Below are 15,624 nucleotides of genomic sequence, written 5' to 3'. Positions count from 1 at the left end.
TCAGGCCAGCGCTGTATCCGATGAAGATTGTCCGCGCCGGGTCAGCAAAACATTGTCGGCGCCGGCATACACCTTGCGATAACGCAGATAGCCGGCACCTACGCTGAATGGCTCCTGCCCGCCCGTCACGGCCTTGGGAATCTGCTTGCGGCCGGAGTCCACATATAACTTGACCCAACCTTTTTCCTCTTCAGATAGGCTATTTGGGTCCTGATGCGACATTTTCTCCAGCATGGCCAAAATTTCCGGTTCTTCCTTGCCGGTTAGCCGGAACCAGGCATACGAGTCATGCACGTAATACTGGAACAAACAGCTGGCCGCGGGTTTCAGCAATGAAGATTGCTCGCCCTTTTCCAGCTCCGGCCAAATGCCCTTGAACTCGCTCCAGTCTTTGACCACCTTGGGATCAAACGTCGGCGGGTAGTAAGCCCTTCTCATCTTGCCAATCTCTACTATCTCGCCGCAGCTCCAGCTCTTGTAATACCCGAGATGCTCGGCCAACTTGACATTGCCGCCCAACAAGTCGTTGACGTCCGCGTTGGACGCGTTTTGCAGATTGTCGAAATGCGCGCGCAGCGAGGCGTCATCCTGCTTGTACACCCAGCTCAAGCGCCAGGCGATGTAAGGCAAATACAAATCCTTCAGCAAGCTCTTGTACGCCTTTTCCGGCGTGGGCTTGCCCGCCTCGACGCCGAGCGCGGCGAGGTAGGCGTTGAAGTCGGCTATCAACTTAGGGTCCACCTGCATGCGCAATTGAGCAGCTGGCTTTGCCTTTTCCGCCTTGAACGGCACGCCGGCCAGCCGCGCCTTGCGATACATCACCGCCAGGGGAATCCGCGACAGCATGTCCGCGCCTTTCGGGTCCACTCCTCTGCCCTGCTCCTTGGGCAGGTAGCCGCCGCCGACATCCGAGTGCACGCCGGGGAACATGATCTCCTCGCCGCCCGGGGGCGCGCCCGCGCCCATTTCAATGGAGTCCAGCGGGAAGCTGCGGCGGATTTCATGCGCCGCCACAAGATGCACGCAGGGCATGCCCATGGGCACCCGCAGCGAGGTCTCCGCGTCTGCCCATTCCGCGTGGCCGTCGAACAACAGCGTGGACGAGGCCAGGCCCACCGAGGCCACGGTGTCGAAGATGCCCAAAAAGTCGAATTTCACCGGGAAGCCGCCCAGGGTCATCTGTCCCGGCTGGCCGGTCAGCTCCGCATCCAGCTGGCACAGGCGCTGCATCCAGTTGCTGAAGCAGCGCGCCTTGGTGGCGCCGCGCGAAAAGCCGAATGCGGACAGATGAATATTTCCCACCTTGCCCTTGGACATATTGGCCGGTTTCTCGCCCGGCGCATGCATGAAGTCCTTGATCGACCGATGCAGCAGCTTCAGTTGCTCGCGCAATGTGTCGTAAGTGCTCTGCTTGCCCTGGTCGATCTCACCCGCGGTCAGCCAGCGCTCCTTCTTCAGGTGCCAGCCAGTGATCACCAACTGCTTGCTCAGCGACAAGATCTTGCCCTTATCGAGCAATTCCTGACCAACGAAATAGCGGTTGAGGTTATTGATCGCCTGCATCAAGGCCCAGACGATGCGCTCATGGCCAAACAAGGCGGAAGCGGCGCCAAAGGTGGCATCCATGCCCTTTCCGCTGTCATTGACTTGCGGAAACGGCGTGCCTACGCCCGGGATATACACTTTGAAGAAGTGCGGATACTCTTCATTCCCGTCCAAAGGCAGTGCTTCCTTGACCACCCCCGGCACCGCTTGGCCGGGATAGGTGTCGTACAAGCGCGCCACATTGGAAAACCCCTCGTTTTCGGTGCAGAGGTTATAGTTATTGCGCGTGCCATCGAAGAAAAAACCGAAAAACAGATTGAAATCGCAGCTGGCGTTGGGGTTGCCTATTGGGGGAAGTTCCCGCTTTTCGAACTGCCTTAACTTTGGAATATCTTTGACTGGATCAAAAAATTTCGCGGCATTTGTAGGATCCGACCACGAAGTATCATATAAGCTTGCCAGCGATGTCATTTCAATGCCCTCTCAAGCTTATCAATATTTACCTTAATATCATTTATTGTTTCTTGCATAGCAGCCCTATCCTTATCATTCACCTTCGGATCCTGTATAGCCTGCTGCATAACTTTTAATAATTCTGTTTCTCTTTTCAAATCTTCTGCCCAGATTTTCCTTCTATACTCTATCGAAGGCTTCGGCCAGCCCTTGATCGCACCCGGCCAATTCACATTCGAGGGATCGTAACGGCTGACCACCAGCGCCACCTTGTCGTCCGGCAGCAATTGCACCCATACCGTGCCGACATCGCTGGCCTCATAACGCGGCACATTCACCGTTCTCAGCTTCAGCGGAATGTTCTCCTTGGACCATTCCGCTGCCGTTTTGGCCTTGGTCTCGTCCTTGGTCTGCACCACCAACTGCATGCCCGGCTGCCACTTGGCCGGCAGATTGACGCAGCACATGATGCCGCCCGCGCCATATGGGCCAATCATTTCCGCCGCGTCCGCCTGCTTGGGCGTTTGCGGCTGCGCCACCGCCACCCAGTCGTAGCCTTTGCCGCTGTAATTCACCACCGTCATCGACGCGCCCAACTGGCCGCCCATGCCGGCGCAAGCGCTCAGCGCCGTGCAACACAACAGCAGCCAGACCATTCTTTTCATCATGATACCCACCTGATTCTCCTGATTTTCAAATCTAGCCTGCGGCCTCCGCGATCATTGATTTGCGGAAACGGCGTGCCTACGTCCGGAATATGCACGTTGAAGAAGCGGGGATAATCTTCACTCCCGTCCAGAGGCAGTGCTTCTTTGCCCCCGGCTCAGCCTGACCTGGGTAGGTGTCGTACAAGCGCGCCACATTGGAGAACCCCTCGTTTTCGGTGCACAGGTTATAGTTATTACGCGTACCATCGAAGAAAAAACCGAAAAACAGATTGAAATCGCAGCTGGCGTTGGGGTTATCTATTGGGGGAAGTTCCCTCTGCTCATATTTTCTTATTACCCCCCGATCCAAACTATCAAAAAACTTCATAATGGCTCGGATCATGGCTTGTGACTGGTATATTGCCACAGAGCTTCGTCACGGCCGCCCTCCCAATCTATTGATTTGATTCTGAACAGAATCAATGGCATCTTGGTATGTTTGCCGATTCGCACTATCTTTCTTAATCTGCGCTTGGAAATCAGCAAGATCTTTAGTCAAAAGTCTCATTTCCTGATCCCATAGTTGGCGACGGTACTCCAGAGAAGGCTTCGGCCAGCCCTTGATCGCCCCCGGCCAATTCGCATTCGAAGGATCGTAACGGCTGACCACCAGCGCCACCTTGTCGTCCGGCAGCAATTGCACCCATACCGTGCCGACATCGCTGGCCTCATAACGCGGCACCTCCACCGTTCTCAGCTTCAGCGGGATGTTCTCCTTGGACCATTCCGCTACCGTTTTGGCCTTGGTTCCATCCTTGGTCTGCACCACCAACTGCATGCCCGGCTGCCACTTGGCCGGCAGATTGACGCAGCACATGATGCCGCCCGCGCCATATGGGCCTATCATTTCCGCCGCGTCCGCTTGCTCGGGCGTTTGCGGCTGGGCCACCGCCACCCAGTCGTAGCCCTTGCCGCTGTAATTCACCACCGTCATCGACGCGCCCAGCTGGCCGCCCATGCCGGCGCAGGCGCCGAGCATCAGGCAAGCCAGCAAGGGAACCATCCAGCGGAAAAAACTCGCTTGCGCCAAGCTCATTGGTCTGCCGGCACCCGCTCCAGCGCCAGATCGATGCCCGGCATCGCCAGCAGGTAGTCGGTGCGCATCACGTGGCTGCGCCCATTGGCGCTTTGCAGTTCGGTGCCCTTGGCGATATGGAACAGCGCGATCCGGTCGCCCACCAGAGCGGTGGAGCGGATGGCCGGCGCATCAGCATCTGGCGTCCAGCCCAGCCACTGCGCCAGATATTTGCCATCCTTTTTCAGCTCCGCCTTTTGCGGCGCTCCGCCGCCCATCAGGCCTTTAACATTCAACCAATAGCCGCCATCGCGCTTTTCCACGGTCACCAAGCGCGCCGGCTTGCCGTCATCTCCATAAATCTGCTGCATCTCGCCCGAGGGCTGCAGCACATAATCCCCAACAAACTCATCCGCCATGGCAGACAGCGGCAGCAACGCCAACGCCAAACACTTGCCGATTCGACCCAACATGCCCTATCCCCTCAAATTGAACGCTGCGGGATCCCGCAACGCATCCAGACAACATTGATAACGTTCATCCGGCGCATCCACGTCATTCTTGTCGGCCTGCGACAAGGCTTGCTCGACAGCAGGATGGCAATCCGCCAGCACCTCAGGCCGTATCGCGCGATGGAATTGCATGTGATACAGCGTTTCGTCCGCCTCCCCCGCGCGAATCAATGCCAGTGTTTGCTCGGCATTCAATACAGCCTTGTCTGCCGGAGGCAGCGCCTCGCGCGGCATGGCCAAGGTTTCCCAAGCGCCGAAACGCGTGGGAACGACACACAAGACCGCCGGGCCGAAAAACTGACCGCGCTGTTCATCATCCAGCACGCCCACGATGTCTACCAGGCGGCGGGTATCGGGAAAACGCAGGTTGAAATGCTGGTCATCCGCCTTCACCACACACCACGGCAGCAAACGCGCCGCCAACTCGGGCAAGCTTTCCGGGCTGCGCCACACGCTGACCATGGGCATGCCATCGCACTGCATCAGCAAACGCTGTATCTGCGCGTGCCGCAGTTCTTCCCACTGCACCAATAACGGCGACGCGGACATCAACTGTTCATCGCCATCATCGCTTTGGGTAAACACGCTGAGCCATGGCATGCCGCTACGACGAATATGTTTGAGCAAGCCAGGATTGAGCGCGCCATCCAACAGCAAATATTGCTGCAAGCTCTCGCTGAACGGCGCGTCTTTCTGCAACAGGGCTGCCAGCGCCTCGGCATCAAAAGAATGGATCAGCTTCATCATTGCACCTTGCTGAATGCGGAACCGGCTTTGGCGCTGCGCAGCAGGCACTCTACGCACACCTCCTTGGGAAACTGCGGGAACGGCAGGCTCATGCTCGTCCCCCCGCTCCAATCATGACTGGCTCCCTTGAAGCTGACGGTGCCCGGCGCGTGCAGCTCTATCTTGCCATCCTTGATCCGCACATAAGCTCCGCCGCTGGTGAGTAGGATTTCCTGTTTGCCGTTGAACTGGATTTTCTGTTTGACCGAGGTAATGGAGAGGTCCTTATCCGCCGTCAGCTCCATCGCGTCGCTCTGCGCCTGCACCTGCACCTTCCCCTTCGCCGCGATCAGCTTCAGCGCCACCTTGTCCTTCACCCCCGACACGAACAGGCTGATGTGCTGGCCGACGTTGTGCAGCCAGCGTCGGCCGGTGGTGTGGTTGGCGTCGCGCTGGGCGACTAGATTCAGGTTCTGGCCGGCGGAGACGGTCTGGCTTTGTTCGGTGAGGGCGGCGATGCCGGCCGGGCCGGACAGGATCAGCAGCGGCTGCTGGCCGGCTTGGTCTTTCGCCGTTTTGCCGTCCTTGTCGGTGTTCGATCCCGCTTCCCAGGCCTTCAGCGCGTCGGCGTGGTGTTGCAGGTGGCCGTCGCTCTTCTTGCCGGCCTTGGCGTTGTCCGAGCTGATCTCGTCGGGGCCGGTCTCCATGGCGTCGGCCAGTTGGCCGGTGGCGGTTTCGGCCAGCGCTTGCGAGAGGCTGAGGGCCGAGTCGAGCTGCGATTGCGCGTGTTCTCTGGCGAGCTGTTTGCCGCCGGCGCCGTTTTGCGCCTCGGTGGACAGCAGCAGGCCGTGGGCGGCGCGGATGGCGCCGTGGTGGTCGGTGCGCAGTTCGAAACCTTCGCCGCGCGGCTGGGCTTTGCCGTTGCTGCGCGGATGGGCGAGGTAGCCCTGGTTGAGCTGGGTTTTGCCGGGCTCAGAGCTCAGCTTGGCGCGCACTTCGCCGGGGGTGTCGTCGAACAGCAGCTCGTTGTAGCCGCCGCCCTGATGTTCTTTGGATTTGATGCCGGACAGGGTCTTGTTGGCGGGCAGGCTGCCGGCGCCGCTGAAGTCGGGCGTGGGGTGGCTGCCGTTGTACAGCACGCCGGTGATCAGCGGGCGGTCGATGTCGCCTTCGATGAAGTCGACCAGCACTTCCTGGCCGATGCGCGGGATGAACTGGTGGCCCCAGCCGGCGCCGGCTGATGGCATGGCGACGCGCAGCCAGCAGGAGGATATGTCGTCGAGGCCGGCGCCGATGGCGGGGTGTTCTTCCGGCCGCTGCCAGTGGAACTGCACCTTGATGCGGCCCTGGGCATCGGTGTGGACTTCTTCGCCGGCGGGGCCGACCACGGTGGCGGTCTGCACGCCCAGGCTGGTGGGCTTGGCCGATTCGGTGCCGGCGTAGGCCGGGGTCAGCGGGATGCCGCGGCGCTGGGCCTGGATCTGGGTGCTAAATGGGGCGTCGGCGGGTTCGCCGGCCGGCAGGATGGCTTTCAGGTCGGTCGGCAGGTTGTTGCGCGCCTGGAGGCGTTGGCCGGTGACGACGAATTCGCGCTGCTCGTGGCTGTCGCCGTCGTGCGCCGGGTGGTCGTCCAGGCGGAACCATTGGCCGGCGGTGAGGCCACGGATGGAGCCGGCGCCTTCGAATTGCTTGGCCAGCCGGTCGTGCGCCTGCTGCCGCAGCCGGGCGTAGTGGCTGAGCTGCTCGGCGTCGCCGGCGTAGTAAAGACTTTGCGGGTCGTAGTCCTGCAGGCTGGATTGCAGCGCCTGGCCGCCCTGGCCCTGGTCGATCTGGCTGCTGTCGCCGGTGTGCTGGGTGGACACCGGCTGGTAGTCGAAGGTGGCCAGCGCCACGTTGCCGGGGACGATCCGGCGGCTGGCGCTCCAGTCGGTGAGGCCGTCCTCTTCTTCGGTGGCGTCGCTGCGGTGGAAGCGCACTCGCTCCACTTCGGCCGGCGGCAGGCTGTAGACGTCGTCGAACACCGCCAGCTTGACCTGGGGGCTGTCTCCGTCCAGGTGCTCGAAGCGCCAGGCATAGCCCTCTTCATGCAGCAGGCGGACGATGAAGCTGAAGTCGTCTTCGCGATATTGTAAGCAATAACTGCGGGGCTGGGCCGGCCCCACCTTGAACTCGAGGGCTTGCGCGCGGGCGAACACCGGGTTGGCCGCCTGATGCTCGTGGACGATCTGCTGGACGATGTCCGGCACCGTCATGTCCTGGAACACGCGGGAGGTGCGGCGATGGCGCAGCAGCGCGATCGGCGGCTCGATGGTCAGCTGGTACTGGGAAAAACCGCCGTCGGAGCCCAGCAGCCTGGCCTGGCTGACCACGCCGCAGCGCAGGCTCTCGCGGCCGGCGGGGTCGGCGATGCCGATGCGGGCGGATTGGCCGAGCAGGGTCTTGAGCTCGATGGCGCCGTCGGGAGACAAGCAGGTCACGACATGTCGATAGGCCTGTGACACCCCTTCCTCGCCGTCCAGGCTTTGCGGCAGCAGCTGCTCGGCGGCGACGTGCCCGCCGCCCAGCTCCAGCGTGAGCAGGCGTTGGTCCTGGTTGAAGGCGGAGGCGAAGCTGGCGAGGAGTGAGCTAAGGTCCATGGCGCTTGTCTATATCCGTTACGGTCATTTGAAATCTGTGATGCCGCTCCGTACCCCTCACGCCCGAACGGGCGGAGAAATCGCAACGGGGCGGCGGCGCATCGCGTCTATCAGTTGCCGATGACCAGACGTGCCGCATGCAGCGGACGTTCGGTGTCGTAACGCACCGTGATCTTGCTGGACGGAATGCCGGCATTCAGCAGGTAGTCGCGCACGGCGGCGGCGCGGCTCTGGGAGGCCGCCTTGGCGTTGCCGATGTCGCGGCGATAGCAGTGGCCGCGAACCAGAATGGTTTTGGCCGTCTTCAGCCTGGGCAGCAACAGATCCAGCTGGGCTTCGCCTACCGGATTGAGCTTGGCGCTCATTTTTTCGAACGGAACCAGGGTAGCGTCGGCCGCGTAGTTGGCGGCGGCCTGTTTGGCAATCTGCGCCTTGGCCTCATCGGCGGCGGCGGCAGCCTTGCTGGCTTCCACCTGCTCCTTGCTCGGCACCGTTTTGCAGGCGGCGCAAGACAATGCAACCACCAATGCGATCAACAAACGTTTCATAGCGACTTTCCCCAAGTTGGAAAAACTTAAAAACCCGCCCGGGGCCGGGCGGGTCAGGATTCCATGACTGGAATTAGGCGATAACTTTGTTAGCGGTCAGGTCCCAACCGGCGCTGACATTGCCGCCGCCGGCGCCGTCGGCGCGCTTCTGCTGGGTGTAGGTCCACTTGATCTTGCCGTAGCTAAAGCTCACCTTTTCGGCCGGGAAGCCGGAGTCGGTGGCAGAACCGTGCGGCTCAACCTTGGAGATCAGGACTTGTTCCATCTTGATTTCCATGTACTTCACCTTGTCGCCACCTGCGCGGCACAGCTCGATGGTGATCTCTTTGATGTGCTTGCCGGTGCAGCAAGCTTCGTAGATCTTCGGGCTGGCTTTGTCCAGGAAGTGGGTGATTTCGTACACGCCGTGGTTCACGCGTTCGGCGGTAGCGCCGCCAGCGGAGCTAGCGGTGGCTTGAGCCGGCTGTTCCAGCTTGTGGCTGAAGGATTGGATTTCGATCCAGTCTTTGTGCTTGTCGTCGCCGCTTTCGCCAGGAATGCCATCGATCTTCAGGAATGCATCAAAAGCCATCTGTACTTCTCCTTAAACAAGGTTCAAAAAATGGGGGCGGGACTCCCCCAAGCAATCAATGCGCCGCGTTAGCCCGCCGGCTGCGGCAGCTCTGCCACCAGACGCAAAGAAATCGTCAGCTCGTCGAGCTGGAAATGGGGACGCAGGAAGGCCGCGGCGCGGTAGACGCCCGGCTTGCCCGGCACTTCCACCACATCGACGCGCGCTTCGCGCAGCGGATACTTGGCCTTGGCTTCCTGGCTGGCGGAATCGTCCAACAGCACATACTGGGCCAGCCAGGTGTTCAGGTAGTCCTGCACGTTCTGGCGCGAAGCGAAGCTGCCGATCTTGTCGCGCATGATGGACTTCATGTAATGCGCGATGCGGGATACCGCGAAGATGTACGGCAGCTGCGTCGACAGCCGGGCGTTGGCGTTGGCCGAGTCGGTGTTGTAGGTTTTGGCTTTCTGCGCCGACTGGCCGCCGAAGAAGGCGGCGTAGTCGGTGTTCTTGCAGTGCACCAGCGAGATGAAGCCCAGATCGGACAACAGCTTTTCAGTGCGGTCGGTGATCGCCACCTCGGTCGGGCACTTCAGCGCCACTTCGCCGTCGTCGGTCTTGAAGGTGTGGGCCGGCAGGCCTTCCACCAGGCCGCCGCCCTCCACGCCGCGGATGGCGGCCAGCCAGCCGAATTGGGCGAAGGCGTCGGTCAGGCGCGCCGCGTAGGCGTAGGCGGCGTTGGTCCACAAGTATTTGTCGTGGTTGCTGCCGTCGACGTTCTCTTCGAAGTCGAATGCTTCCACCGGCACGTTGTCGCGGCCGTACGGCAGGCGGCCCAGCACGTGCGGGAGCACCAAGCCGACGTAGCGGGAATCTTCCGATTCGCGGAAGGACTTCCACTTCGCGTATTCGACAGTGTCGAAGATCTTGGCCAGATCGCGCGGCTTGCCGATGTCGGAGAAGCTTTCCAGGCCGAACAGGCCCGGATCGGCCGACGAGATCAGCGGCGCGTGGGCGGAGGCGGCCACGTGCGACAGCTCGTCCAGCAAGTAGAAGTCTTCCGGATGGCGGGTGAATTCGTAGTCGCCCACCAGCGCGGCGTAAGGCGCGCCGCCGAAGGTGCCGTACTCTTCCTCGTAGATTTTCTTGAACAGCGCGCTCTGGTCGAACTCGGCCGCGGCCTTGAAGTCCTTGACCAGATCCTTCTTGGACGCGTTCAACACCTTGATCTTCAGCTGAGTGCTGGTCTCGGACTGCATCACCAGATAGTTCAGCCCGCGCCAGGACGCTTCCAGCTTTTGGAACTCGGCGTGGTGCATCACGTTATTCAGCTGATCGGAGATCAGCTGGTCGATCTCGGCGATGCGGGCGTCGATGCTGGCCGACAGGTCGCGCGAGACGGTGACGCTGCCTTGCAGCACCTGGTCGACCAATTCGCCGATCAGGTCGCGGGTATGGCTCTTCTCGCTATCGTTGGTGGCGATGCGGCTCTGCTCGATGATGCTGTCGAGCAGACTGACGCCATCGGCCGCGGCCGGCGCCGCCTGTTGTTGCAATTCCGCGCTCACTGCTCGTCTCCTTCCTTCTTGCCGCCGATCTGGCGCAGCTTCTCGGTATCGCGCACCACTTCATCCAGCAGCTCTTCCAGCTTGTCGTTGCCGGCCAGTTTGTTGCGCAGGTCGGCCAAGCGGGTACGGGCTTCCAGCAGCTGGTTCAGCGGGTCGATCTGGCGAACCACGTTCTGCGGCTCGAAGTCGGACAGGTTTTCGAAGTTCAACTCCACGCCCAGCTGGGTGCCGTCGTTCTTCAAAGCGTTGTCGACCTTCATCGCCAGACGCGGCGCCATGCCCTTCAGCACCTCGTCGAAGTTGTCGCGGTCCACCTGGACGAATTTGCGCTCCTTCATTTTCGGCAGCGGATTCTGGCTGTGGCCGGAATAGTCGCCCAGCACGCCCAACACGAACGGCAGCTCCTTGGTTTCGATCGCATCGCCGATCTCGACGTCATAGGTGATCTGCACGCGCGGCGGACGGACCCTCGACAGTTTTTTCTGAGTGCTTTCCTTACCCATGGCTGTTCTCTACTAGAAGTTCAAAAAGGTTCAAAACTAACTACGCGATATTGCGCGCGAGACTGGATAGAACGGTTCGCAACTGTGCTAAAGACAGGCCCGGATCGTTCAACTGCCGCCCCAGCACATAGGCCGCCTCGGCATAGGACTGGTGATTGCGCCACGGCGCCTTCACGTCGTCGACATCCACCACGTGCTTGGGATCGAGCGGCGCGCCCCAGCACTGGCTGGCGATCTGCTCGTTCAAACCCGCCGGCAACAGCACCAGATAATGGCTTTCCGGGCGCCGCACGATCAGGCATTGCTCCAGCGCCGCGCCGTTGTCGGTGGCGGCGTGATACAGCGCCAGCCAAGTGACCGCGGCCAGCACGTTGTCGCCCTCGGCAGCCGGCAAAGGCAGCACATAGGCCTGCACCGGCAGACTGTCGCGGAATTTCTTCAGCAGCCGATGATGAAACACAAAGGCCAGCAATACCGACTCCAAGTCGCCGCGGCCGGCCGCGCTCAGGCTGCGCGACAGCGAGTCCGCCGTCGTCACGGTCAAGTGCTTCTCCAGCAGTTGCTGCGCCAGGTCGATATCCGCCACCGAAGAGGCGCCGAAACGCAACTGCTCCTCCAGGAACTGCTTGCACGCCAGCATTTCCACCGAGTTGTCGATGGCGCTGGCCAGTTGCTCCCGCAAGCCGGTGAAGAACAATTCGTTGGCCAGCAGCAAGATGGCTGTGGGCGGCAGCGCCGGGTCGATCGCCACCAGCGACGCCGCCACCAGCGGATAATTGCGTCCGCCCTCGTCGCGGCTGGGCTGGATCACGCCCAGCGACAGCCAGTTTTGATCCCGGCTTTGCAGCACGAAGGAGGTCGGCGGCATCGCCAGATAGCCGCGCGTGGCTTCCTCTGTGAACTCCACTTTCTGCAAGCTCTGCGCCAACAACTGGTCCAGCTGCATCGCCGCCGGATGGGTGGCGTTGACGCGCACGAAATCCGCGCGCCGCGGCAATTTGCCGAAAATGCAGTACTGCGGCGGCACCTCCTGGGTGCGCTTGAAATTGAGCGGCATGCCGTTCATCTCCATTACAACGTCACGCGCTCGGGCAACGTCAGTTTGTACAGGCGGTTCAACTGCAGCGGATTCACGCCGCCCAGCATGCGGAAGTTGAAGCGGACAGTTTGCCCCTCCGCGCCGCTGCCCTTGGGCAGCGTCCAGGTCAGCTGGGCCGCGCTGTCGCCATCGACATTGACCTTGGCGCCGGCCAACAGGCGCATCAGGCCCATGCGGCCGGACTGGTTGCCCACCACGGTGCTGGCGCCGGCGTAATTCACCACCTGGATGCGCGCGCCTTCGCTGCCGCTGCCCGGCCAATTGAACGGTTGCCATTGTTGCGGTCCGTTGCGGTAGCGCAGTTCCTGGCCGTCTATGCTCAGCACGATCTCGGACAGGCCGGGCGTCGGCAGCGGCTGCAGTTCGAAGCGGCTATTTTCGCCGTCTTGCAACTGGGTGTTGGCCAGCGCCATCAGACTGCTGACGCCGCTGAGGAATTGCGGGTTGAAACGCACCCCCTCATTGCCCCATGCGCGCGGCACCAGCGTGTCGCCCTTCTTCTGCACCAGGCCAGTCAGGTATTTGTTGATGAATTTGTCCAGCGTGCCCTCGTTGGCCTTGACGAAGCGGTTGATGTCGGCCACCGACGCGCTGCTGCTGGAATCGCTGAACGGATACTTTCCGGCCAGCTGGCGCCACTGCGGCAGCACCTCATTGGCCCAAGCCTGGTTGATATCCTGCGCCACCGGGCCCAGCAACGCGCTGTACGACTGGGACAACGGGCGCACCAGCATCGGGCGCACCATTTCCACCGTGTCCGGCGTCGCGCCGTTGAGCAAGGTGTTGTCGACGTAGGACAGCGTGTCGCCCAGCTCGGAGCCCGAGCCGTTCAGCGTCGACTGCAGCACGGTGCGCGCCTGCGCGCCCGGTTCGTCGGTGCTGGTGATGGCCACCATCTTCACCTTCAGCTTGGCCAACTGATCCAGGTAACCGTTGATCGGCGAGTTGTCTCCCTTGACCAGCGCGGCCACGCCGGAGAAATGGGCGCCCACCACGCCGAACTGTTTCTCGTTCTTGGCCGCCGGCGCGTCGCCGCTCTTGAAGAACTCGGTGGTTTTCTCGAGTACGGATCGCTTGGCGGTCTCCAGCGAACGGTTCAGCTCGGACGGATTGTCCCAGGAGGTTTCCAGGGCCGCCCGCGCCAGAATCAGCTTGATCGGAGAATTCTGCTTGTCGGACAGGCGGGTCATCGCCGACGCGGACTGCGCCGGGTTGGTGATGTCGCGGACCACCACGCCGGACAGAAACTTGTGCCAGGCGGCGATGTACTGCGCGCGGTACAGCGCCTCCAGCGCGGCGCGGTTCTTCTCCACGTCGCCGTCCTTGCCCAGATCGTCCTGGGTGCTGGAGGCCAGCACCCAGTCGTCGCTGCGGATGGTGCCCTTGCTGGCCTCGTCGATGGCGGTGCGGACATAGGCATTCCACGCCTCGCGGGTATAGGCGCCCTCCACCATCTGGCTGCTGGCCATGATGTCCATGTCGCGGTTGTCCAGAATGCGGGCCACCGTCAGCGGCGCGAAGCGGGTATTGGCGCGCGCCTTGATCTCGTTGAACACGCGCTCCTGGGCGGACAACTGCTTGAACGAGCCGCGCAACACGTCGCGCGCGTCGGTCACGACCTTGACGTCATTGTCGATCAGCGGCAGATCCGCTTCCTTGATCTGGCTGACGTAGAATGCCACCAGTTTCTCGGCCTGAGCCATCACTTCGCCGACCGGGTATTCGCCGCGCTGGCTTTCCAGCCATGGACGCCAGTAGCGCGGCAGTTGGTCAGCCAGGTGCGCCTCTTCCATCCGACGACGGTCATGCAGCATCAGATAAGTTTTCAGCGCGTTGTAGGCGACATCCAGCTTCTGCGACTTCTGCGGCTGCGTGCCGTCCGCCGCGACGACTCCGGCGGCAGACGCGGAGGCGTCCAGTTTGGCGGTGGTCGCGCGCTGCGGTAGTTCCAACGCGCCCAGCTGGATATTCGGCAGCCCATGTTTCGGCCGTGGTTTGTACGGTTTGGGCGCAGGCTTGGCGACCGGCTTCGGCTCCGGCTTGGCCTCCGGCTTCGGAGGCTCGGTCACGGTGACCGGCTGCACCACGCCCGGCTTCAGCGCCGCCAGCGTGGTTTCCAGATTCTTCTGCACCGGACTCAGCATCACATCCTTCAAGCCGGCGAAATAGGCCTTGCGCAGATTCCGCTCCAGCTCCTCGCCTTGATACAGGCCCAGCCCGATTTGCCACGGCTCGCCGTTGCGGCGGTAAGTCTGTAACTCCTCCAACCGGCGCTGCAGGATCAGCAGCCCGCTCAGGCGGTCATAGAGCTGGCCGGAAGCGGCGAGCTTCTGCGCCTGGACGCGCTCGGCGTTTACCTGGGCGACCATCTGCTGATTGCCGACAAATGACCAGGTCCACAAGCCGGCAACGGCCGCCAGCGACACCAGGCCGGCAGCCATCCCCGCCAGCCGCCAGCGGCTGCCGCTGGGGCGGGTTTGCTGGAAGATCAGGTGCTGGTCCGGGAACAGCACTTCGCGGAACAAACCGCGCAGGAAGTAGCTGTACGATGCCGGAGCCTGATGCTTGTCCATGCCCACAGACGATAGATCGAACTGACCCTGCACACGGCCGGCGGTCACGATGCGCGGCACGCCTTCCTGCAACGCGCTGGTGAAATAGAAGCCGCGCAGCAACGGGCGGGAATGGTACGGATCCTCTTCGAACAAGATGCGGACGAATTTGACCACCGCCTCCTGGAGGCCATGGAATTCGATCGGGAAGGCGAAATGGGCCGACTTCACCGCGTCGCCGCGCGCGCCCACCAGCTTTTCCTCGCCCATCTGCACCAAGCCGCGGTACAGCTGCTCGAATTGCTGCGCCACCACGGCGCCGGCGTCGAAGCCAGTGCCTTGATCGGAAGACAAGGTCGCGCCCCATACGCGGGAACGCTCCTCCTCGCCAGCGTCGTGGAAGAACTGGGCGAAGCCGCCCAGCAGGTCCAGCTTAGTGAAGACCAGATAAATGGGGACCATCAGGCCGAAAGTATTGCACACCTCGTGGATGCGCTCGCGCACCTGGCGGGCGTACAGCACGAAACCCTCGCTGTTGTGCTGGGCCAGCTCCGGCAGGCTGATCGCCACCATGATGCCGTTGACCGGCGCCTTGGCGCGGTGCTTCTTCAGCAGCTTGAGGAAGGCCAGCCACTCGGTGCGGTCCTCGCTCTCGGTCGCGTAGCGGCCAGCGGTATCCAGCAGCACGCCTTCGGTGGAGAAGAACCAGTCGCAATTGCGCGTGCCGCCGACCCCCTGGATGCCGCTCTTGTCGCTAAACGGGAAGGTCAGGCCGGACTGCAGGATGGCGGAACTTTTGCCGGCCGCGGGATGACCAATGATCATGTACCAGGGCAGCTCGTACAGCGCCGCGCTGCCGCGGGCGCTGCCGAGGTTGGACTTCTTCAGCGTATCGATCGCGCCGAGCAAGCGCTGACGCAGCAGCGTCACTTCCGCCCGCTTGTCGGCGCTGGCGTTGATCACCGCGTCATCTGCCTGACGGCGCAGCATGCCTTCCAGCAAGCCGCCGGCGCGCTTGGCCAGCGCCTGGCCGATCAACAGCGCCAGAACCCATACGATCATCACCGCGACGATCCAGCCCAAGCGCGCCTCAACCGACGCCAAACCAAGCCAGGGCCCCAGCCACCAGATCAGCGCTATCAGGATCAAGAATCCGATGGCCGATGCCACCTTGGCATTGCGTAGCCAACCTTTGTGTAACACCGAATTT

The 15,624-nt window shown here is 62.0% G+C and carries 12 protein-coding genes; all 12 read right to left on the bottom strand.

Features of this window, described 5'->3' with window-relative positions:
- Positions 1-1,785 carry a T6SS phospholipase effector Tle1-like catalytic domain-containing protein gene (locus DK842_RS11755; protein WP_232538465.1) on the bottom strand — a complete coding sequence of 595 codons (1,785 nt, stop codon included), beginning with the start codon at positions 1,783-1,785 and terminating at the stop codon, positions 1-3.
- A gap of 227 nt (positions 1,786-2,012) precedes the next feature.
- Positions 2,013-2,666, bottom strand: a complete 654-nt coding sequence (locus DK842_RS11750; protein WP_114061610.1) for a DUF3304 domain-containing protein — start codon at positions 2,664-2,666, stop codon at positions 2,013-2,015.
- A gap of 415 nt (positions 2,667-3,081) precedes the next feature.
- Positions 3,082-3,741: a DUF3304 domain-containing protein gene (locus DK842_RS11740; protein WP_114061608.1), complete on the bottom strand. Its 660-nt coding sequence runs from the start codon at positions 3,739-3,741 to the stop codon at positions 3,082-3,084.
- On the bottom strand, positions 3,738-4,193 hold the full coding sequence (locus tag DK842_RS11735; RefSeq protein WP_114061607.1) for a hypothetical protein: 456 nt from the start codon (positions 4,191-4,193) through the stop codon (positions 3,738-3,740). Before DK842_RS11735 ends, DK842_RS11740 begins: the two co-directional genes overlap by 4 nt.
- Positions 4,194-4,196: 3 nt before the next feature.
- Positions 4,197-4,979, bottom strand: coding sequence for a DUF4123 domain-containing protein (locus DK842_RS11730; protein ID WP_114061606.1), 783 nt, complete (start codon positions 4,977-4,979; stop codon positions 4,197-4,199).
- Positions 4,976-7,594 (bottom strand): type VI secretion system Vgr family protein, encoded by a 2,619-nt coding sequence (locus tag DK842_RS11725; RefSeq protein WP_114061605.1) that lies wholly within the window; start codon positions 7,592-7,594, stop codon positions 4,976-4,978. Before DK842_RS11725 ends, DK842_RS11730 begins: the two co-directional genes overlap by 4 nt.
- A 110-nt stretch (positions 7,595-7,704) precedes the next feature.
- Entirely contained in the window at positions 7,705-8,142 is a 438-nt protein-coding gene (locus DK842_RS11720; RefSeq protein WP_114061604.1) for an OmpA family protein, read from the bottom strand.
- Positions 8,143-8,215: 73 nt separating this feature from the next.
- Positions 8,216-8,713, bottom strand: a complete 498-nt coding sequence (locus DK842_RS11715; RefSeq protein ID WP_114061603.1) for an Hcp family type VI secretion system effector — start codon at positions 8,711-8,713, stop codon at positions 8,216-8,218.
- Between the two features lie 68 nt (positions 8,714-8,781).
- A complete protein-coding gene (tssC, locus tag DK842_RS11710; RefSeq protein ID WP_114061602.1) occupies positions 8,782-10,260 on the bottom strand; it encodes a type VI secretion system contractile sheath large subunit in 1,479 nt (492 codons plus the stop codon).
- Positions 10,257-10,763, bottom strand: a complete 507-nt coding sequence (gene tssB, locus DK842_RS11705) for a type VI secretion system contractile sheath small subunit (RefSeq protein WP_114061601.1) — start codon at positions 10,761-10,763, stop codon at positions 10,257-10,259. The genes tssC and tssB overlap by 4 nt, the downstream gene beginning before the upstream one ends.
- Positions 10,764-10,803: 40 nt before the next feature.
- Positions 10,804-11,820, bottom strand: a complete 1,017-nt coding sequence (tagF, locus tag DK842_RS11700) for a type VI secretion system-associated protein TagF (protein WP_114063714.1) — start codon at positions 11,818-11,820, stop codon at positions 10,804-10,806.
- 14 nt (positions 11,821-11,834) lie between these two features.
- A complete protein-coding gene (tssM, locus tag DK842_RS11695; RefSeq protein WP_114061600.1) occupies positions 11,835-15,617 on the bottom strand; it encodes a type VI secretion system membrane subunit TssM in 3,783 nt (1,260 codons plus the stop codon).
- Positions 15,618-15,624 lie beyond the last annotated feature (7 nt).

The organism is Chromobacterium phragmitis, from assembly GCF_003325475.1.
GTDB classification, from domain to species: domain Bacteria; phylum Pseudomonadota; class Gammaproteobacteria; order Burkholderiales; family Chromobacteriaceae; genus Chromobacterium; species Chromobacterium phragmitis.
Note: the sequence above shows the minus strand (reverse complement) of the source record. Positions and strands in the feature narration are given on the sequence as shown.